General features: G+C 46.6%; 22 protein-coding genes. 11 read left to right on the top strand and 11 right to left on the bottom strand.

Annotated elements, in window-relative coordinates; genetic code table 11:
• Positions 1 to 133: 133 nt before the first annotated feature.
• The 5 genes from NDA03_RS26285 to NDA03_RS26265 all read left to right on the top strand — a co-directional run bounded on the left by NDA03_RS26285 (position 134) and on the right by NDA03_RS26265 (position 3,026).
• Positions 134 to 307 carry a plasmid partition protein ParG gene (locus NDA03_RS26285; protein WP_348239630.1) on the top strand — a complete coding sequence of 58 codons (174 nt, stop codon included), beginning with the start codon at positions 134 to 136 and terminating at the stop codon, positions 305 to 307.
• A 33-nt stretch (positions 308 to 340) separates the two neighbouring features.
• A complete protein-coding gene (locus NDA03_RS26280; RefSeq protein WP_348239629.1) occupies positions 341 to 571 on the top strand; it encodes a hypothetical protein in 231 nt (76 codons plus the stop codon).
• A gap of 39 nt (positions 572 to 610) precedes the next feature.
• Positions 611 to 913, top strand: coding sequence for a fertility inhibition FinO-like protein (locus NDA03_RS26275; protein WP_348239628.1), 303 nt, complete (start codon positions 611 to 613; stop codon positions 911 to 913).
• A gap of 613 nt (positions 914 to 1,526) precedes the next feature.
• Complete coding sequence (locus tag NDA03_RS26270) at positions 1,527 to 1,769, top strand: ribbon-helix-helix domain-containing protein (RefSeq protein ID WP_348239626.1); 243 nt, start codon at positions 1,527 to 1,529, stop codon at positions 1,767 to 1,769.
• A gap of 936 nt (positions 1,770 to 2,705) precedes the next feature.
• Positions 2,706 to 3,026, top strand: coding sequence for a hypothetical protein (locus NDA03_RS26265; RefSeq protein WP_348239625.1), 321 nt, complete (start codon positions 2,706 to 2,708; stop codon positions 3,024 to 3,026).
• A 31-nt stretch (positions 3,027 to 3,057) separates the two neighbouring features.
• Here NDA03_RS26265 and NDA03_RS26260 read toward each other — a convergent pair whose 3' ends face one another.
• Positions 3,058 to 3,237, bottom strand: a complete 180-nt coding sequence (locus NDA03_RS26260; RefSeq protein WP_348239624.1) for a hypothetical protein — start codon at positions 3,235 to 3,237, stop codon at positions 3,058 to 3,060.
• 35 nt (positions 3,238 to 3,272) lie between these two features.
• Here NDA03_RS26260 and NDA03_RS26255 point away from each other — a divergent pair, with 35 nt between their 5' ends.
• Entirely contained in the window at positions 3,273 to 6,689 is a 3,417-nt protein-coding gene (locus tag NDA03_RS26255) for a plasmid replication protein, CyRepA1 family (protein ID WP_348239623.1), read from the top strand.
• Between the two features lie 787 nt (positions 6,690 to 7,476).
• On the opposite strand, the gene NDA03_RS26250 is transcribed toward NDA03_RS26255, so the two are convergent.
• Positions 7,477 to 9,903, bottom strand: coding sequence for a transposase (locus NDA03_RS26250; protein WP_348239622.1), 2,427 nt, complete (start codon positions 9,901 to 9,903; stop codon positions 7,477 to 7,479).
• Between the two features lie 450 nt (positions 9,904 to 10,353).
• On the opposite strand from NDA03_RS26250, the gene NDA03_RS26245 reads away from it, so the two are divergent.
• Positions 10,354 to 11,211, top strand: a complete 858-nt coding sequence (locus NDA03_RS26245) for a tyrosine-type recombinase/integrase (protein WP_348239621.1) — start codon at positions 10,354 to 10,356, stop codon at positions 11,209 to 11,211.
• 87 nt (positions 11,212 to 11,298) lie between these two features.
• On the opposite strand, the gene NDA03_RS26240 is transcribed toward NDA03_RS26245, so the two are convergent.
• Together NDA03_RS26240 and NDA03_RS26235 are read right to left on the bottom strand one after the other, a co-directional pair.
• Positions 11,299 to 11,652, bottom strand: coding sequence for a hypothetical protein (locus NDA03_RS26240; protein WP_348239620.1), 354 nt, complete (start codon positions 11,650 to 11,652; stop codon positions 11,299 to 11,301).
• A gap of 304 nt (positions 11,653 to 11,956) precedes the next feature.
• On the bottom strand, positions 11,957 to 12,346 hold the full coding sequence (locus tag NDA03_RS26235) for a surface-adhesin E family protein (RefSeq protein ID WP_348239619.1): 390 nt from the start codon (positions 12,344 to 12,346) through the stop codon (positions 11,957 to 11,959).
• A gap of 195 nt (positions 12,347 to 12,541) precedes the next feature.
• On the opposite strand from NDA03_RS26235, the gene NDA03_RS26230 reads away from it, so the two are divergent.
• Positions 12,542 to 12,688, top strand: coding sequence for a hypothetical protein (locus NDA03_RS26230; RefSeq protein ID WP_348239618.1), 147 nt, complete (start codon positions 12,542 to 12,544; stop codon positions 12,686 to 12,688).
• 159 nt (positions 12,689 to 12,847) lie between these two features.
• On the opposite strand, the gene NDA03_RS26225 is transcribed toward NDA03_RS26230, so the two are convergent.
• Positions 12,848 to 13,144 (bottom strand): hypothetical protein, encoded by a 297-nt coding sequence (locus tag NDA03_RS26225; RefSeq protein ID WP_348239617.1) that lies wholly within the window; start codon positions 13,142 to 13,144, stop codon positions 12,848 to 12,850.
• A 335-nt stretch (positions 13,145 to 13,479) separates the two neighbouring features.
• Entirely contained in the window at positions 13,480 to 14,175 is a 696-nt protein-coding gene (locus NDA03_RS26220; protein WP_348239616.1) for a thermonuclease family protein, read from the bottom strand.
• A gap of 90 nt (positions 14,176 to 14,265) precedes the next feature.
• On the opposite strand from NDA03_RS26220, the gene NDA03_RS26215 reads away from it, so the two are divergent.
• The 3 genes from NDA03_RS26215 to NDA03_RS26205 all read left to right on the top strand — a co-directional run bounded on the left by NDA03_RS26215 (position 14,266) and on the right by NDA03_RS26205 (position 16,450).
• Positions 14,266 to 15,261 (top strand): competence protein CoiA family protein, encoded by a 996-nt coding sequence (locus tag NDA03_RS26215; protein ID WP_348239615.1) that lies wholly within the window; start codon positions 14,266 to 14,268, stop codon positions 15,259 to 15,261.
• Between the two features lie 170 nt (positions 15,262 to 15,431).
• Entirely contained in the window at positions 15,432 to 15,923 is a 492-nt protein-coding gene (locus NDA03_RS26210; protein WP_348239614.1) for a hypothetical protein, read from the top strand.
• A gap of 212 nt (positions 15,924 to 16,135) precedes the next feature.
• Positions 16,136 to 16,450, top strand: coding sequence for a hypothetical protein (locus NDA03_RS26205; protein ID WP_348239613.1), 315 nt, complete (start codon positions 16,136 to 16,138; stop codon positions 16,448 to 16,450).
• Between the two features lie 97 nt (positions 16,451 to 16,547).
• On the opposite strand, the gene NDA03_RS26200 is transcribed toward NDA03_RS26205, so the two are convergent.
• From NDA03_RS26200 to NDA03_RS26180, 5 genes are all read right to left on the bottom strand, one after another.
• On the bottom strand, positions 16,548 to 16,706 hold the full coding sequence (locus NDA03_RS26200; protein ID WP_348239612.1) for a hypothetical protein: 159 nt from the start codon (positions 16,704 to 16,706) through the stop codon (positions 16,548 to 16,550).
• 8 nt (positions 16,707 to 16,714) lie between these two features.
• On the bottom strand, positions 16,715 to 17,590 hold the full coding sequence (locus NDA03_RS26195) for a tyrosine-type recombinase/integrase (RefSeq protein WP_348239611.1): 876 nt from the start codon (positions 17,588 to 17,590) through the stop codon (positions 16,715 to 16,717).
• A 95-nt stretch (positions 17,591 to 17,685) separates the two neighbouring features.
• The gene (locus NDA03_RS26190) at positions 17,686 to 18,900 is read right to left on the bottom strand and encodes a J domain-containing protein (protein ID WP_348239610.1); all 1,215 of its coding nucleotides are present in this window, start codon (positions 18,898 to 18,900) and stop codon (positions 17,686 to 17,688) included.
• Between the two features lie 159 nt (positions 18,901 to 19,059).
• The gene (locus tag NDA03_RS26185) at positions 19,060 to 19,500 is read right to left on the bottom strand and encodes a single-stranded DNA-binding protein (RefSeq protein ID WP_348239609.1); all 441 of its coding nucleotides are present in this window, start codon (positions 19,498 to 19,500) and stop codon (positions 19,060 to 19,062) included.
• A gap of 70 nt (positions 19,501 to 19,570) precedes the next feature.
• Positions 19,571 to 20,242: hypothetical protein (locus NDA03_RS26180; RefSeq protein WP_348239608.1), on the bottom strand; the 672-nt coding region annotated here is incomplete at its 5' end.

The following is a 20,242-nucleotide window of genomic DNA, read 5'->3' as shown; positions in this document are numbered from 1 at the left end:
GTGTTTTGGGCGTTTTTGGTCTATGTTTGCTACGATAGCACAAAGGCACAAAAGCAAAATAGCAATAAAGCACTTTTTACAAAAAGATTTTTAGCAATGGGAAGATATAGAAGGAATATATGAGCTTGAATTTGTGCCAGAAACGGAGAAGGAAGTATTTATTCGAGGGCGAGTCCCCGAAGCAGTCCGAGCGCGTTTTAAGGCAACCTGTGCCTTGCAGGGTCGTGACATGGGTGATGTTCTGCGGGAATTGGTGGAGCAGTGGCTAATAGATAACGAAGCCCCTACACCTACCAAAAAAAAATAAAACTTCCTCCCCCGCCAAAGGTAAGGAGTGACGATGGAAGGCAATCGAATCTACCAAGAAATCAGCTGCCTCTGCCATGATGCCGGGGTTCCTGCTGTACTTGCAGCCGTGCAGCGCTACTGCCAAAACCGCGCTGGCTGGCAGCATTCAGAGGGCGAACCATTCGAGCATTGGCTTGAGGTCGTGGAAGTAATCGCGCAGATTCTGGAAGGTTGGGATGGAAATGACGAGGAGCGATCACGCGCTTCAGGGACTAGCGACTAGAGTATCCGCATCGCATTTACATAGGAGAGATCACACTTTATGACAACGCAAGGAAAGCTTGAGCTAACCATAAAGATTTCGGAGTTCCCAGCTGACGTGAAGACAGTTGAGAACGGCTGGAAGTCTTTCGAGATTGACTGCGATGGGCAGATTGTCAGCGTAACTGTAAAGCCCAAAGTCTTTAAGAAGTTAGAACAGGCACAAACTGATTACCCGATGTGGGTTGCTGCGATCGCAGGAAAGATGGGCGAACCCACAGATCGAGGCTTTGTTCTGAACGAGCCAGCCATTCAGGTTTTTGAGAAGAAGCCAAAGGAACCGAAAGAAACACCAGTGGCTTAGGACTCAAGCCGCGATCACACACTTTTGCGAAGCAGCTAATGCTGTCAGCATTGATGCAATCGCTTTTTGTCTGCCTGGAAAAAAGCTTGCGATCCTCAACGACCTGATAAAAGCAACGTATAGCAGCGTTTGCTGGATCGGCTGTTCAAGACAATGAAAACAATGACGCGATCACGCCTCCATTATCCTCTGCTCTTTACTAGGCAAGTACGTTTCTTTCCGATTCGATAAATTTACTTACTTGGCTCCAAACCGTTAACAAAGTCTTTTCCCGTAAATTGCTTTTCTTTAGTAATCACTTTTAAATTTTCCTAAAGAAGCCGCTCATTACAATGAGACTTGCATTTATTTCTGAGGCAATAACCTTTTGTTAACGCTTTGAGATAACAAGCGCAAAAAAACTCATTTACTTTTCAAAAAACCTAAAATTTTTACCCAGCAAGATTTTCATGAATCAATAGGCTATTAAAATTTATCTTTTTAAATAGGCCAGGAATTTAACTCGTTTACTTTGTAAATAAAAAGCGGTTTAGCTTAAACCGCAAAACTAACGTCCACTTTCAGAATTTAACAAGATACGTTAAAATTGGTTAACAACGTTAACAAGCGCATTATGGAAAAAACAACTGTTGGCGTAAGATTGCCGAATGATTATTTAAAAAAAATTGATGCGATCGCAAAGAAGCTCAGCAGAACTCGCTCTCAAGTTCTATTGGAAGCGGTAGAACTTTATTTAGGGGAAACGTCATCTCCGAAAATTGAAAACGAGCTAGAACACCTCAAAGTAAGGCTAGAAGCTGTCGAAAAAAAGTTAAACAGTTTAATTGCTCCGGCAAGTCGTTCCAAAGGAAAGTAATGTACATTCGTACAAAAGTACAATACAAAATTACAATTAGCTACCCATCAAAACAAGAAAACTTTTTTGTAACTGGTTGGGAACATTTTTTAGATATTCCAAATCATGGGGGGCAGCAAAAAGTTTTTGTAACTATGAGTTACTACTAGTAACACTTAGTTACAGCCAAAAATACAACGAGTTTCAATGGCGCAGACTAGACGGGGCAAAGGGTTTGAGGATTGCAAAAAGTGTTATACTCCCTCTTGTAAATAAGGTAGGGCGGAATAATATGGTAGGCATAGTAGGCAACTTTTTAAAAAATTTGGGCTAGAATACCCGTAGCACAATTGCGTCACTACTGTGTTATAGATTGAACTACTGAATGCATCCCGGATAGGCTCACTATGGAACGAAATGAAATCCAGCTAAGCCAGCGAGTAACCCCGTCTCTCGCCAAAAAATTGAAGTCGGTAGCGAAAAGGAAAAGGATTAAACGCTCTGAATTAATCCGCGAAGCACTTTTAACCTACATATCTACTATTGAGAAACCCAATAAGCAGGCAAAACGAAAAACCCTATCAGCTTGATGCTGGTAGGGATTTGTAATTATTACTTCATAAGGAAATCGCTATTTAACACTATGCTCAATTCTCTGACTGCACGGCACAAACGGCGCGTCACTGCTAAAGCTGAGGCAGGATAAAGCCCAAGCTACTCAAAACAAGGGTACTGTGGAGCTTTTCAGCAAAGGCTCACATCAAAAGATTTCTTCATAAGAAAAATCTGGCGACTCTTTGCAAATCCTAAAGTGAAAACGCTAACACTACGCTAACTGCTTCCCCAGAAGGCTCATTGAGTCACCAGACCAAACAAATCTTAATTTCACTGTAACAGCGTTTTCACTCCCAGGACAAAAGCAAAAGAGCCGCCTCAACTTCACTAAGGGCAGCTCCAATGAAAAATATTAGTATCAATCTTACCCCGGAAACAGAGGGGAAGTCCAGATTTTCGGCTACTTCAGCGCAATCGTCGTTTACGCCTCGCTTAAATTTGAGCCAGGGTACGATTGAAAAACCATCGCCACACGCAACAACCGAAGGAACGCGGCACCAAGACAGCGCTAAGGCATCACAGCAACAACTTCAGGAAGCACTCGCAGAGCAACGCCTCACAGATTGCTTGGAGCATCTAGAGAACTTAAATTTTCTCGGTGAAGAAACGCAGCTTTTCTGCCTGAATCTTGCACAGGATTTACAGAGGGGGTGCGGGGTATGACTGCATCACCTCTGTTAAAATCAACCCCGACTCAGCGCCAACCTAGCACCAAAGCGGCAACCGTAAAACTTTCCAGCCGTATCAGAAATATATCAACGCCTCCTCTGTTAGGGCTGCTTGAGAAAACAAATCCTTGCTGGTTTTGTGGTTGTTGTGAAAGCATAATCGTTCCGGCGATCGCGCCAACTCTCCAAGCCAGCGTGCGCTGCATTAATTGCGATTGTTTAGGCGTGGCTGGAGGGAGGAATGACTAAGTTTGTCCCTACCAAACGCACTAGCCCTTGCTCCATTTGTGGCGATACCTCCGGAGATTGTCGCCAGGTTGATACTTTGGCTTTATGCCATAGCTACATCGACAGTGATGCTGGTGTCACCGGATGGAAGCGCATCAAATCCACCAAGGATGCAGTTTGGGGCGTTTATGCGCCAGATAACGGTACAAGCGGCAAGAGCTGGCAGGATATTGCTGAGGAATACAACCGCCGCCGTCAGCGCGAACAGGAGAAAGAACTTTCAAAACTCAATGAATCACTTCCGATTGACGAGCGCAGCGCTGAAAATCGGAAACTGCTGTTGCATTTGTCCTTAGCAGATGACCACTATCAAAATTTACGCGCTCGCGGTTTAGACGACGCTCAGATTAAAAGTGGACTGTTCCGTTCTGCCGTACCCAATCAACCGCTGCAAAATATCTCGTCGCGACTCGCTGGTGTCAGTTGGGATGGAAATCATTTGTTTGTCTCGGCTAGAGGAATTTTAATTCCCGCTTGGGACACCCAAGGACGAATTCTGGGAATGCAGATTCGTCTGGATGGTGCCACCAAAAGTAAATATCGCTGGCTTAAATCAAAATTTTCCTCTCATCTACCGACCGGAGAAATACCCATCAGCTGCTGTCGCCCGTTGCAGGGAGCGAAGCGCAACAGCATTGGAATGGGTGAAGGACTGCTCAAACCTTGCATCGCTGCCCAGCATTTAAATCAGGTTTTCTTGGGTGCCGCTGGCGGATGCTTTGCTAGCAGTCCTAAACAGTTGAAAGCTAATCTCGATCAACTTTCAACCGAACTGGGGACAAAAACAATTGACCTTTACCCAGACGGTGGAGCAGTCCTAAATAAGTCGGTTCTGCGCCAATATGAGCGCACTATCGAGCTTGTTACCGAATGGGGATACGAAGTCCGGATCGCCTGGTGGGGACAAATTCAAAAATGTCAGCCGGACATAGATGAACTAACTAATCTTGACGCAATCGCCTACCTGACGCCAAAAGAATTTTTTGAGCTGGCAGAGAAAGAACAATTCTGGCAGAAGGTTTTCGATGCCCAGAAAAAACTCAACACTTTAACCTACCCAATTAACATCCTGCTAGATTGCGAATACCTACCTATCGATACTTTAATTCAGCAGCTCCCAAGCCAGGGAATTATTGCACTTAAAGCACGGAAGGGCAGTGGCAAATCAACCTTGATTGAGAGCTTAATCGCCCAATACAAGGTTCAAAACCGTCCAGTGGTATCTATTACCCCTCGCATCGCCCTTGGTCGGGAACAGGCTTCCAAGTGGGACATCACTTGGATTGATGAATCAGGTGTGGCTGGTAACTATACGCTTACCAATCAGATGCGACAGCACGAAGAAACATTGGCATTGTGCTGGGATTCACTCTGGAAGATTCTACCTAAAAATTTAAGTCATGCCGTTGTCATAATCGACGAATCAGAACTGGGATTCTCTCACGTTGCGACTTCATCAACTTGCAAAGAAAAACGCCCATTTATCCTTGATACTTTTTCCAAAAAAATTCAGGAAGTTTTGGGCAGCGAAGGACTGGTAATTTTGAGTGATGCTGACCTAACTGATGTTTCGGTTGATTATGTCAAAAAACTTGCTCCTGATGCGCCTGTCTTCACCGTAGTCAACGTTCATAAGGGCAAACCTTGGGATGTTGAATTCTACACGGGTAAGCATGGCGATGTAGAAGATTTGATTTTTCAGAATCTAGAACACGGTATAAAAACAACGGTGGCAACTGATAGCCAGCTTGAAGCAGAAGCTTTGGAACAAGCGGCATTGAAGTGGAAGCCAGACGCCAAAATTATTCGGATAGACCGAAAAACTACGCAGGAAGCTTGGGGACGGGATTTTGTTAAGGACGCCAACCAAAGCATTGAAACTCTGCAACCAGATTTACTAATTTATACACCGTCAATGGGCGTTGGAGTATCGATTACTATTGAATATTTTGAGGAAGTTTTTGGTTTATTTTTCGGTTCTTTAGAACCGTCCCAATGTCGGCAGATGTTAGCAAGAGTCAGACAACCTGTGCCCCGTCTTGTTTGGGCTAAGGATGCTAGCCACGACATTTCAGGTTACAAATCGTTTCTGCCTGAAGTAGTTAAGCGGCAGTTAATGAAGTTCCACTCCGAAACCTCGATAAATATTTTTGACCTAGCCAAGAATATTGCTGGAGAGGGAGCTGAAGACGGAGAAATTCTGGAAGCATTAAATCGGCTGTGGAACCCAGAAACCAAAACCTGGGATAACCCGCATATTGACCTCTATGCCAAATTAAAAGCCCGCCGTAATTTTGGCTTGTCTCAGCTAGCAGTTCAACTTAAGCAAGAACTAGAAGAAGAAGGACACGTCCTATGTTGCTTTGAAGGTAATCCTACACGGTTTGGAGATGCGATCGCTGGTGCCAAGGACGAACTCAAGGATGAGGAATCTATCGCTAAGTCAGAAGCTGAGGATATTTCCTTGGAAGAAGCTCAAGCCATTATGAGTAATTCTAACTCCACAGAAGAAGACAGACACAAGGCAGATAAGGCATTCCTGAAAAACGAACTTCCAGGCGTTGATTTGACACCACAATTTATCCGCAAGGCAGTCATTGAAAACAGACGGCGCTGGCTAAACTTTGTAAAACTTTATTGGATGCTAGTGAACGAGGACAAGACGCAAGAATTGGATCGGCGAGAATGGCGGCACAAGCTTAAGCAATTCTCGCAAGGTATCGCCTTCATTGCAGATGTCCGTACTTATAGCGCCCAAGTTAAAACACTCAAAGATGTAGGACTGCTTAGTTTAATTGACCCAGAGCGAGACTACACCGCAGCCGATGCAGATATTCAAGAGTTCTTGCAACGTGCTTACTTCATGCGACATCGACTTTACACGGCGCTTAACGTTACGGTCACTGCCAAGACCGACGCTATAGATTTGATTAACCGACTGCTGAAGAAGGTAGGACTCAGGTTGGTCTGCGATCGCAAGTCTGGCAACACCAGGTATTACCGACTTGACCAAGAGCAGTTGTTAGATCCGGACAGAATTTCAGTCCTTGACGCTTTGAGTAGGAAATACGCTGAGATCCACAACCAGCAAGTATCTGAGCTTGGACATGACGCGCCCATTTGTTTAAATAAAAAGGCTGTCATGTCCAACTTGGATTTGAAAAGAGAAGTCAAGCGAGGCGTGGAGACTGAATTGCACTCTCAATCGCTCGTGGGGCGCGCGCTGCGGACTATCAGGGGATTCGAGAAGGGAGCGACCGATTGGGTAGTCACTCAGTCTGGGAATTTCCTGAAAACGGCTCGTGGCTGGCATATATCGCTTTCGGAGATTGGGAACTGGTACGAACTGGAGGAAGTGATCAGTCGTTGAAAAGAGCGTTGAAGGACGGTCGCGTGATTGGCGATTGCAGTCGATTGGGTGAGGCACAATCACTTGATGACCCCAAGCGCTCCAACAGAAGCAGAAGACGACTTAAATCTCTTGTAACCCTTAGCTATCCCAGAAATTAATTTTAGGAATTGGAACCTTCTGATAAATTCATCAGAGGGTTCTTGCAACCCTTAGCTGTCTCAGGAATCAATTTCAGACAAATGGGCACGGAGGGCGATAAGTCGGAATACACCTTGCAACCCTTAGCTGTCTCAGGAATCAATTTCAGACGAAAATTGGGGGCATGGCAACAGAACTTCGCAACCTTGCAACCCTTAGCTGTCTTAGGAATCAATTTCAGATATACCCAGATATCAGAGCTGTCTATACTGTGCGCCTTGCAACCCTTAGCTGTCTCAGGAATTAATTTCAGAAAAATCAATCCCGTATCGTTAAATTTCCACAGCGGTTCTTGCAACCCTTAACTGTCTCAGGAATCAATTTCAGACTCAGCAAGTCGCGATGCACGCGATCGCGAGAATGGGAACTTGCAACCCTTAGTCTGTCTCAGGAATCAATTTCAGACGATGCCGCAATTTTGTGGCGACTTGAAGGATACCTTGCAACCCTTAGTCTGTCTCAGGAATCAATTTCAGAGTATCGCCTACCGTCACCAATCAAGGTGCGATGCAACCTTGCAACCCTTAGTCTGTCTCAGGAATCAATTTCAGATTGCACAGATGATGCGTCATGCCTTTGATATTAAGCTTGCAACCCTTAGTCTGTCTCAGGAATCAATTTCAGACCCAGTCCCCCACAGGTCAAGCGATAACTGAATAGCAGATTCCGATTGCGCGGATTTAGTCCTTGCGCGGATTTTAGATTCAGCCTTTTTCCTTGTTGGTGGTTCGCGATTATTGCCAACCTCGGACGGAGTAAGAGTTTTTGACTTAGCGCGAATCTTCTGACTCGTGATAGGCTTACGCTTTCCTTTGCGAGAGCTAGTTTTGGGTTGTTCTTCGGCGATGTTGCTTGAAAACACCTCCACATCCGCGCACTGAGTTATTCCTGAATCAGCTTCTATTGCCCCAGTATTGAGGGTTGAGGGTTGGCTACTGGTGTTACCAATCCCAGATGTAGCAGGGAGAGATTCTTCGCAGTCCCCTGGACCAGCACTTACCTGCATCAGACCTAATTTTTTAGAATAGATCCCAATTCCCGCCTTGCGTTGGGATGTACGGACAGTTCTAGGGGCGTGCAAATCAGAGCCATCCTCGTCCTTGCGATCGCTTACGCGATGCCCTTTGGCTGTTTCCTCCGCAGGTTCAAAACTGCTAGCGGGTCTGCTCCCACTAGCAGGCCGACCAATCGGCGTCCCCACACGCCCTGGTTTACCAGAGCGGATTTTCCGTCCTGCTGGGGCAGTCCGTGGGTTCTTTCGCTTTCGCGCTGCTGGCGAAAGGCGAAGTATGTAATTGCGTCCCGGCACTAAATTACCCGGTTCGCCGATATCCCGTTCAAGGCAGGTATTCAAGAAGTTAACTGCCCCTACTTGGTCTCTGTCTCCTCTCCATCCGCATCCCCCTTTATTGGGTCGGCAGTGGTAGCGGCGACCCCTCGGTTTATTGAGGGTGCCACATTGGGGACATTTCTGAGAGGTGAATCGCTCGCTGGCTTTCTTAACCTCGATACCACCAGCTTCAACGAGCTTATCCGCCAAATATTTTGTTTGCGTAGGCCACTCCCACAGGCTGTTGCGCTTCACCTGCTTCATCCGGCGCTTGCCCTTTTTTCTACCCTTGGGAATGTTGTCAAGTTCGCCAACGTAGAGGGTGCCAATTTTGTTTTCAACCGCCCAGTCTACAGCTGCTCTAGTGACGCAATGGTTGGCATAGTCCAACGCCCGACGCGACCGTGCAGAGAGTTTGCGAGATGCTTTGAGTATCTTAAATTGCCGACGAGAGCGCTTCCTAAGAGGAACTTCTGGTTGTTTCTGCCCAATCGCTTCCAAGTTTCGCCCTTGACCGTCTCTGCCGTCCCGTCGCCTTTGAGCAACTAGGCTCCGAACGTATTTCTCTCCAGACCCCGGCTTGATGCGGTTCTTCTCTAGCGCTTTGTCTTGCTCATCCTTGCTGAGGTACTGACGAGCCTGCCCCCGCAAAGTGCGACTGCGTAAACGCCCAATCTCTCTTAGGCGGCGATCGCGGACTCGTTTAACCGCGCAGATATTATTACCAGAAATCGTAGCCGTTTCGCCCTTCTGGTTAGCAATGACAATGGCTCGCTTCTGCCCAAAATCGATTGCACCAATTCCCGTTAGTTCGGGGTTCTTTTCAACATTGTTTTCATGGGTCAGATGCAGCCAGTATTCACCATTTAAGGAGCGGGTAATTTTCGCATCTTGAAACTGTTGACCCTTTAATTTTTTCAATGCTGGGAAGACAATAGTAATTCCTTGATGTCGTTTGTTCTTTGACACGGAACCGAGTCTGAGACCTTCTCCCTCCCAGCGAATTTCATCCTTATTGAAGGCAACAGGAACGTAATTCCGCTGTTTATAAGGCGGTTTGGCATTTGGATCGCCGCGCCTGAGATTACTCAAAAAACTTTTGAAGTTTCCGTCAAAGTTACGTGTAATAACCCCGACTGTTTTAGCACTGAGTGTTACTGTATGAGGTTTTCCATCATATTCGACACTCAGGCTATACTCAGCTTTTGGCTTCTGTTGAGTCGTAGTTTCCACGACTTCTGTTAAGCCTTTGCGCTTTCCTTTGGAGACTATGTGGTTAGTAGTGGTGCGAGGCCAGAGACAACTTTTACCAGAGTAAAGGGCTTGAAGAATTTCCCATGCGAGTCCTTTATCCCAATATTGTCCAGCAGTCTCTCCGTGCGACTTGATGAGTGGTTTAGCCTTATTGAGTTCCCCTTTTTTAGGTTTTCGGGTGACCATACAAGGGACAATCGCGTGCTTAACACCCTTACCGTCTCGTGGAGCATCAATCCATTTTTTACTTTCGCTATCCCAAGTTTGAAGAGTACAGGTATCACCTTGAGCAGGAACTACCTCACACGCCAGACCTTTGTGTTCTCTAATATATCGAGCGTGAGTAACCAAAATATTGGTTAAATCTCGTGCTGCCCAGGACATTAGCACCAGTTGTTTTTTTAGTGCCTTGCTTGGAGTGAACTTCAGTTTGAGTGCGCGGATAGTCATGATGATCCCGATCGCCTCTACTGGGAAAAACGCTCAATAGGATGATGCGTGTGTCCTGAATCATAAAAATTTTGAAAGGCTACCGTAAATCGCAAACCCACTAGAGTTGAATGTGAAGCTAAGCCGATGGGGTAGGGAGATTACAGAAGCGGTTGAATCGTCAATTCAGTGCGATCGCGCTTGCCAGCGATCGCGAAGTAATCATCAATTGCCAACAAATACCATCACTAGGCATCAACGACCAGCGATAAATCTCTGATTTGAAGTTCACCAACGATTACCAACAATGAATTCACCCTCTATTTAGCTGAGGTGATTGCACAACGATCGGTGACTCAGAATTAACAGCAAGATAAATGCCGTCGCCGATTAATCAACAAAACTGCACTTTTGTTGAAATGCCAGTTTGCATGGAAGAATAAGCCCCCTTTCTTCCCCGTCTCGTCCGCTATGAATGAAATAATTCTTTCCCGCGTCTCATCTGACGAAAAGTTAATCCAGATATGGTTGCACAATCGCCCATCCGGAACGCAGCAAGGCTACTGCCGAGATGTAGAAGCTATGTTCGAGTTCATCGGTAAACCGCTCTTACAAATTGCCCTGGAAGACTTGCAAAGTTACTCGACTCATCTGGTGGAACGGGGGCTAAAAGAATCCACCCAGCGCCGGAAGCTTAATTCGATTAAAAGTTTGTTCAGTTTCGGTGTGAAGCTGAACTACATTCGCTTTAATGTTGCTGCTGCTTTGCGAATACCCAAGGGGAATTCAATTCTTGCGGGTCGGATTATACGAGAGCGTGAAGTTTTTAAACTAATCGACTGCCACCAACTTCAGCCACGCGATCGCGCCCTGCTTAAATTGATCTATTCAACTGGCGTGAGAATTTCTGAAGCACTGAACTTGGTGTGGAACGATTTTAGCGAAACAGCAGACGGTGGCGCACAAGCCAAAATTACAGGTAAAGGTCACAAGATGAGAGTTGTCTTGGTGCCGCTACGAGTATGGCTGGAACTTGAAGCGATACGGCAGGGAGCCGATGGAACTACGCCAGTTTTTATGAGTTGTCGCGGTCGAAGGTTGGAAAGAACAGCGGCGCACAAAATTATCAAGAAAGCGTTGGAAGAAGCTGGACTAGATCCAAAAATATCAATGCATTGGCTTCGCCACGCTCACGCACAACACGCTTTGACCAAAGGCGCACCGCTACATTTGGTTAGAGACAGTTTGGGGCATTCCAATATTTCGGTAACGAATATTTATCTGGAGTCTAATCCATCAGATGGGAGTAGCAAGTATCTGGATTTTTGAGTTGATTAGCCCCAGTGTCTGCATTTAAAAAAGTAGGCGCGATCGCAATTTAAGGATTGTACCCGTTGTACGCCGCATGAATTAGCCTTAGTTATGGCTGTTTTGGATAACTACCTCTCGGAGATGACGTCTCAAATTCATGTCGATAATTGGTAAGTTATCAATTTCCCTTAAAAGCAAATTTCTTGGTACTGCTGATTGCGCTCGATAGCGATACACCTCAGTCAAAAGACCATAAATACCGACCGTAGACAGAGCTTGAGCAACTAATCCCGTAACTCCAAGAGCTGCTATTCCACCAAGCATCCCTGCGGGGCCACCAAGGAAAGCTAGAGCTGTTGTAATTGCAGCGGCACCCGTAAAGCCTGTAGTAGCCATCGTAATGACGAGAATTACACCGGGTAATCCCAGAGCAGCAACTGTTCTGACAACTTCATCCATTTTTACTTTATCCCAAGATGTTTTTTCTTTAGTTTCGTAGCACAACTCGCTTTCTAGCCGTCATCTTCTGCGCTGTTTGCGATCGCGAAAAGGAGCGCTTCGCTGATTCGACGATGTTGCTACTTCCCTCGCTTTCTTTAGGAGATAGTGCGCGTGAAGAGATGCTAAGAGCCGCAAAAAATTACAGATGATCGGCATCTCCTCGGCACAAGAAAATAATGCCGAAGAAGCTGCTGCTTAACAGATTGTTTCTCCGATGCAATAGTCAACCCAGGCATTTTCAACCAGGGTTTTTATTTAGTGTCTAGCGGCAAGCGTAACTTAAGGCAGAGCCAGCCGCACTTCCGCGCGGAACCGCCACCAATGGTGCGGCATCTCCATCTTCAGTTCTTCCGATTTCCTCTCCTGTTTGATCGAAAACAACAACCATTCGTTGACGTTGTAAACGAGCAGTACAGTTGGCAGAGGAGAAAATTATCATTTCTTTCCAACCTTCGGGAGATGGGGAAGAATAGGATATGCGGGAAGTGTACCAAGCAAGGGTCGATTTCCCTCTGACGCGCTTCACAACCGAAGTCTTATCCACGTACAGTTGACTGTTTTCGGCTTTTCCCACAAGCTCCCAAACTGGAGCCGCGATCGCGGGAAGGGTGACTAGAACTGTTGCGATCGCGGGAAGTAAGAATTTCTTCATGAAATCCAATTTTGTTGAATGGCTTGTATATTTCTAGTCTTCCCATGCGAATGGAGAAATCTCTAGAGAAGCCCAAAAAACCATCCAATGCTCAATCTAATCCTTTATTTCCCCGCCTTTGGCTGAAGAGTTGAGGGTGTGCAAACTGGGAATTAATCCGCGATCGCACTCTAAGCTCCTGATAACACACTTTGAATGGAGTTACTGCCTGTATTCCCTAGATTAGTCTCGCCGCTGATTTCGGAAACGCAAGAAGGAAAAAACGTTGGCCCTTGGAAACAAGAAAACATGGGTGCGACTTACCGCGCGATCGCAGAAAAACTTGGTATTTCTGAGGGGTAGGTACCCTTGGAGCAAGCTCAACTCGCGATCGCGCCTTACTGCACTATTACCTCTTCTCGCATTTAACTCTATTGCCCAGAGGATTGGGAGTTAGAACTTTGAAATCCTAGGTAGATTTTTATAACCACGCCAGTAGCATCATCGTCTCTAGCTGATTAATCACTTTAAGTAAAAAGTTCCAATGGCTAATCTTGTCCCCTCTTTCCAAGCTATTTCAGCTAGTTTATCAAGAAAATCAAACGTTGGCTTAGAGGCATAAAATGGTTTTACTCCCAAATCTTCAACCTTATACTTCTTATCAAGCTGTATATTTTCCGGTAAAGTTTTAATTCCTAAATCTTCAATTCCAACATTTTTAATCCAAAACTCTTCGCAGAAGATTGGTGGATTATCGTATAACGCTGCATATAGTTTATTGTTTTTATTAAAAAACTTAATTTCATGAACGTAAGCCATTTGCGTTATTCTCCAATAATTCAAGCTTTATTCAAACTACGGGCAATGTTTTATTTGGTCTCTTGATTGGTAATTTCCATCTGGTTGCGAGAAACTGCGCTAACACGTCTGGATCTTTGTCTTAATTTTCGCGTCAAGGGACGCTTCTTGGGATTGTTCAACCCAAACCCATGCAGAACCCGCGATCGCAAGCTACTCCCCGCTGATTGCTGAAAAGAAATTACTGAATGCAAGAAGGAAAGAACGTTGGGTCTTGGAACTAAGAAAACTTGGTATTTCTGAGGGGTAGGCACCCTTGGATCAAGCTCAACTCGCGATCGCTTCTCACTGCACTGTTACCTTTTTTCGCATCCAACCCCGTCACTGTCGCGGTCGAAGCCGTGCGGATCGGGTGGCAGAACCTTAAAATTCCGATAGGAGATATCTGGGCAATTCAAATCCGGTGGGCCGGGGGGAATACATACGCCTGGATAAGCTGGACTACAGTTTTGTTGGGCAGATGGGGCTGGCTTGGGCTTGGGGCTAGAAGATGGTTGATTGCTGGCTGATTGTCCTTTCCTAAAATCCCACGGCATGACTGGCTTGGGCTGATTCCAGAATCCCAGTTTCTTCTGCTTGGCTTGAGCCTCAGATTGAAGGTACTGATTCTTTGTGGATGCACAGCCGCTTAGATATTGCCGGTAGACAACTGCCTGCCCCTGCTTGACCATCTGGAGGTTCACTGACTGATTCGCCACGTACAACTCAGCGACAGTCCGGCCATAGCGGTCGCGCTCAATTTCTCTAACCTGCACAGCTTTACCAGGGGGGAGAAGTTGCTTGAGTTTCGCCGCTGATTGCTGCCCCCAAGGGCGCTGTCCTGTTTCGGGGGCATCAATGCAGCCTAAGCGAACAGTAGTAACTTTCCCTTGGACCTTGACTCGAAGCGTATCACCATCGCCAGTGCTAACTACTGTTGCTGTAGTTTGGGCAGTGGCGGGGATTCCGGTTAAGGCTAGAACTAAGGCAGCGGCAGTTGCGAGTTTGTTCATCACACCTTCTCATCTGGGACAGTCCTAGTGTTCCCAGAAACTTAGAGGCGATTGCGTTTATTTAAGGGAGCGTCCTGATTTCTATCTACCGTGGAAGTTGACTGTAAATACTTAGTGATTGGCGATATGGCTGATGTGTGGCTGCTAAAGTTTGGGGTCAATGCTGATAATAAATTGGTTAATATTGTTGATGTTCCTAGCGGTAAAAGTGATTTAATCTGCCCTTATTGTGGAGTCAAATTAGTCGCGAAGAAGGGTCAAGTCAAAGAACACCATTTCGCTCATACTGGGCAAACCTGTCGTTCCGTGACGGTTAAGCGAGAGTTCCCTACCCTTCCTCTGTATGACAACTTTAATATCGAGCTATCAGGTCAGGCGCTGCAACTGCTAAAACTCCTGTGGAAATCATGCGGTCAGAATGGCTGGAGCATCCCCTTCTCTGTTGACCTCAAGCCATTAATCAAAGCCAAACTATTACAGAAAAATCCCTATCAAAATCCTCCTGGATACGAGTTTACGCAGCTAGGGATGATTCCAGTTGGAGCGCTGCCTTTAAAAGAGTTCAATCAAGTCCAAGAGCCGCTTCTCCTCAAGAAATTAGCTGATATAGAACGGCAGGTTGAACTTGCTAAGGTTCTTAAATCCCTGAACCTGAAAGAACGTTCAATTGATTTATGGGTTTACCGAACTCAGCTCAGAAGAATCCTGGAGCATCGCTTGTATTATTTAAAAGTAAAAACTGATAGTGAAACCCTATATAAAATTGGTGTAACTAAGCGAACAATTGAAGAACGAATGGTAGAAATTCGGCGGGATTTACGCTGTCATTACAAAACTGTGGAGCTTAAGGTACTGGGTACTTGGGAACACAGGGGCAACGTTGAACTATATTTCAAGCATCGTTACCAGCCATTTAATTATCGACTAGGCAGCTTAACTGAATATTACAAATTTGGGACTGAGGCGAACGCAGTATTGAACGATTTAGAACAGATGAATCTCAAATGTCTTAGTCAAATCGAATCAGATATTTTGGCGGAGGATGATAAGCTAGTACCGGCTACGAGCCAAAGCCATTACCTGTGAAAATTACTCTTTTCAAAGACAATCATGCTTCCCGAAACCAGACCACTTTACATTACATCTCTAATGTCAACTTTGGGTTTTATTTTTGTTAATATATAGGTGTAAACAACCGCTTAAAATGCATAAAGTTACGCCAAGAAATATTCAAGCTTAAAAACACAATTGAGCAATTGGAAGACGCAATTAGTATTATTAAAAATCCTCCTAAATGGCAGCCGCAGCCCGGAGAAAACGAGATATTAGATGTTCTTAAGAAAGAGTTCGCAAGCACTACTGAGGCGGCAGAGCGCCAACGCAAGTTAGACGCCACAGAGAAAGCGTTGCAATCTGCCAAAACGGAACTGGCGACAAAAGAGAAGGAACTTAGCGATTTAGAAGCATCCTGTGCTGCGATCGCTCAAGAGATGGAAGCAGCCGCGGCGCAAGTAGTAGAAATTCAAGACGAGTACCATTTAGCAATTAAAAACTACAAGCAACTAGCGGGAGAAAAGTTGGTGGTGTGGCGTCAGCTTCACCCCGAATCTGTACTATGTCGCGATACCTCGGAACATTGGGAAGCTCCCACCTTTGTCTTTGAGGGGGGAGTAGGGAAGGTTCTGCCGCTGCGACACTTGGAACCAGTCGAGAGAAGCCAAATCTTGGCAATGCTGGCGGGTTCGTAGTAGCGATCGCGCTGGCAGCATCAGTTAAAGTTGAGGCGTCCCATTCAACCTATCAAGATGCGCCTATCTATTGTCGTCGCCACTGCACTCCTAATCTCCTTGCAAGGGCTTCAGCGTGATATCAATTAAGGCTTTGTGAATTTTAGTTACGAATGCATAGAAATATTGGTGTCTTATCTGAGTAATCGACAGAAGTGACAAGTTTTACAACCATGAAAATTACTGACATTGAAGATAATTCACTGTTTTCTGAATTAACTGTTGAAGAAACCGCTGATATCACAGGAGGTGGTTTTAGCCCGCAAGGTTTATGGACAGCAGGTTTAACCGGCACTGGCGCAGCCTTGGGAGGAATTGGAGGGACAAAAGTGGCAGGACCAGTAGGAGGGGGTATTGGAGGAGCATTAGGAGCTGAGCTTGGAAAACAAGCTTCACAAAGTTCTACAGCTAGTGGAGCAATTATTGGAAGTATTGTTGGCGGTCCAGTGGGGACTGTTGTTGGTGGCTTGATTGGCGCACTATGGTAACAGACTATATTCACTGGTAGCGATCGCATTTCCCCGGCGAAGAAAGCCGCGTTTTCCCGTCACCCCTGCCCCTCTCAGGATTGCCTTGGAGGGGCTTCTAGTCATCTCGGCGTGGGATTTTGTCCGTAACTGCTTCCCGCAACAACTGGTCGTATAACTCCGCCGCTGCCACAATATTGCCTTGGCACAGCATCAGGGTAGCTTGCGTAAGCGCGATATTTAGCTCGGTGTGGCTGTAGGTACACTCTTCAGACATGAGACTTCTTAACCAGGAAGATACAAGCTGCTGCTGTCGTTGGGGCGTGCGTGCAGATATCTGGAAGTAGTCGCTACACTTTCATGCCCTAACGTCTGCTGTACTAAATGAATTGGCGCTCCTCGGTCGAGACTATGCGAAGCGTGAGCGTGACGCAACCAATGGGGCGATACCTTTTCCTTGATGCCTGCCCTTTTCGCCGCTGCCAGGACGATGCGATTAATTTGGGAACGATGCAGGTGATTCCCTTGCGAATCGCCCTCCCTGGATGGAAAAACTGGGTCGTCGTTTCCCGCGTTACCTCTTAAATTAATTAACTCAACCCAGACGCCCGCAGACAGCAGAATTGTTCTAGTCTTCCCTCGTTTGCCGAATGCCGTAACTTGTCCGCTATCACCGCGAACTTTTAGATCCTTCCAGGTCAGGGCGCAAAGTTCACTGACCCGCAACCCAGCAGAATACAGCAGCCGCAGGATTGCCCGGTTTCGGGGATGGGTTTCCAAAGCAATTAACGTCTGCACTTCCAATTCAGTGAGTATCCGCTCGTTCAGGCAGTCCTTGGCAGCGGGTTGTTTGACCGGCATTCCAACATTCAGGGGTAATAATCCGATCTTATGCCCGAATGTCAGCAAAGATTTAATCGCCGCGATCGCCGTCCTCTGACTGTTGGGGGACAAGCCAACCAAGGTTAACTTCCACCCCTGGATGTCCGCTAGCGTCACTAGGTGCAGGGGACGGTTAACGTGTGCCAGGAACTGACGGGCATATCGGCGGTAAGCGTCTTGAGTATGCGGCGAACGACCGTCCACCCACATCTCAATCAAGCGATCATGGGCATCAGATGGGGTGACTTCCGCGCTGGTTTGAGTCGTAATTTGGGCCATATTAAGTTCTACATTAACCTTGTTATGTTGCACTGGCAGAGAAAATTCAACCCAGACCCTGAGGACTGGGTGACGATGAGAAGAGCGGGCGCTCGCTAGACTCGATACTTGTAATCGGTAAAACTTGCTTTCGCCTCTTCGTAGGCTTTATTGAGTGCGGTTATCCGAGCAAGAGCGATGGGACTGCTGTTAACATCCGTATGCCAAACCTTGGCGGCTGCCCGGTACGCGCTTTTGACTTCTTCTAGAGTGGCACCAGGCGATACCTGTAAAACGTCCCACCATGCCCCCACAAAAGGTGGAGCCAAGATGGATTCAATCAGAATCCAGTCGCAGCCGTAGCAGACTCGGTAAATTCCTTCTAAAGTATCCTGTCCTAACTGGGCAAGAACTGTTTGATGCCAATTTCTAAAGGCGTCACGACAACGCTGTTTCATGTTGGGGTCGTAGCTGCTAAGTGCGCCTTTGCTCAGAAATGTATTAAAGCCGAGATATATTTCCCCTCCATTCGGCTTGGGATCGTAGAAGGGATCTTTCCCTTCTGCCAAACACTCAAGCACTCGCCGCGTATCCGCTGAGGGTTCTGGCAGTTCTAGAAGCTGAGTCAGTTCGTTGGCAATTTCTCGTGATTCTGGGTTCTGCCGCCACTGCCAGTAATTCACGTTAGGTTTGCCCAGTTGTTCGGTGTAGTTTTTATGCCAATATTCCCGCCGATTCACTGGCGGATGAACCCCTACCTCTAAAGCTTTTAAAATTCCCCATTGCTTTTGTCTAAAAGCATCGATAATCTTCTCCTTCAACCCAGAGCCAAAATAATTAGATGTCAATGCCCATTGCACAGCTTCTAGGGGTATAGCAGCAGTAGTCGGTTGATCTAGATAGATTAAGCGGTATTCGCATAACTTCTTAACGGATTTCTCATTGTCGTCAGGAAATGCCAGCGTCCAACTATTGTCAACTTGCCGCAGACATTCATTCACTCGATCCGCTAAGTCATTAAAGCGTTCTAAGTTTTCGCGCCAGCATTTTTCCCACTGTTGTTTGCCATCTTGGTTCCACCAGTCGGCATTACTGATGCTGCACTCTGTCACAAAATTGGGTTTGCGTCCGTCAATATCCAGCAGTTCAGGAATTAAAGAAGCCGGAATCTGCCAATACTGGGAATCATCTGTTACGGGATTATTTGGCTGTCTGGCTTGATGAAATTTTTCGATGAGTTCAATGACTTTCGGCTTCACTGGGTCTGGCACCCGCATCACGGAGGTAGTGTAATCCTCTTTTCTCGTCCTGCCGCCAGTAGGTTTATTCATTGTGGTTAAAACCTATACTTCGTCTGCATTGTACCCGTTACAGGTTTATTGGAGGTTTTTACAGCACTTTAAGAGAGAATCTGATTGGATTCTCTCTTAAAGTGCTGTGAGCATAGGCTGGGCAATCGATGCTACCCAGCCTTTTCTTAAGCGCAATTCTTAATCGCTGTCCTGTCCGGTGAGGCGAGTAACCTTGTTAGGCAATGGCTCCACTTCGACTTTTGACACTGGCTTAAATGTGATTAGCCGTTCGTAAACGTTCTGCCCATCTTCACTTTTGCCAACGCAGCGGCTGAACCAGACGGCTTCCCCAAATTTGTTGGAGGGCGATCTCCGGGTGAACTGCTGACCGTGCCAGTTGACGACAGCAGCGCCGTATTGATCGGAGCGTTCAACCGTGGCACTAATCGAAGCCCAATCAAATTTGGTGAAAGATTCCAATGGACGCTGATAGTTGGGCGCAACTGTGTTAGCGGGTGCCATACGTTCTACGGCATCAGCGAGGCGGGAGACTTGACGAGTGAGTTCCTGATTTTGCTTGTAAAAGGCTCGGAGCGCTTCGATGATGGTTTTTTCAAACGGAGTTAGGTCTTGGCTCATAGGAGGATGTGGGTGTTGGTAAATAAATAATGGCGCTTGGAATGGGTGAGCGGTGCCCACCCAGTCGGAGTTAACCAATCCGCTTGCTGCTGTAGGGACTCCAAGAAGCGATTGCCTTGAATGCCGCGTTGACTGTCTTCGGTTGCGGCGGTTCTACTCCAGAAATCAGCGTCAGCTCAGTGGCGAAGAACTCGTGCAATCTCCCCTCACACTCCACGCCGATCCAATTGCTGCCAATTGTCTTGACCTGACCAATCTTTCCTCGCAGTCCAGGGACAGAATCAGACTCAATCAACACTTCATCGTTGAAGCGCAGTTCAACCGATGCCGATGGATTCGTGGTAGCGTCGCATTTTGTCGAGTTCTCGCTGGAGGTTTCGGGGATATCTTGGACCAACTCCAGCGATTCGGACTTTGGGGCTGGCACTCCACTATTGAAGGCGGGATGAGATTCCGCGAGTTTGGTCAGTCGGGTGATGTCAGCGTTTTTAATTTTGATTTCCCATTTGCTGCCGGTGATGCGCTTGGGTTTGCGAATTTCGGCAGAACAGCCCCACAGTTCCAGGGTTGATACCCACTGCTTAGCAAGTTGATTGGTGCTGGTTCCAAGGTAGGCACAGATAATCTCACCGTCGCGCTTCCGCTGGTAGGCGACTGTCTCGTTCAGGGATAGCATTTCAACGTAAGGGCGAACCGATTGGTCAGCGTAGCTATCGCTTGGCTCATCCGTGGCAGCAGCATT

This window comes from Trichocoleus sp. Lan, assembly GCF_039961855.1.
In the GTDB taxonomy this organism is placed as follows: domain Bacteria; phylum Cyanobacteriota; class Cyanobacteriia; order Cyanobacteriales; family FACHB-T130; genus FACHB-T130.
This window is presented reverse-complemented; position numbering and strand designations above follow the sequence as displayed.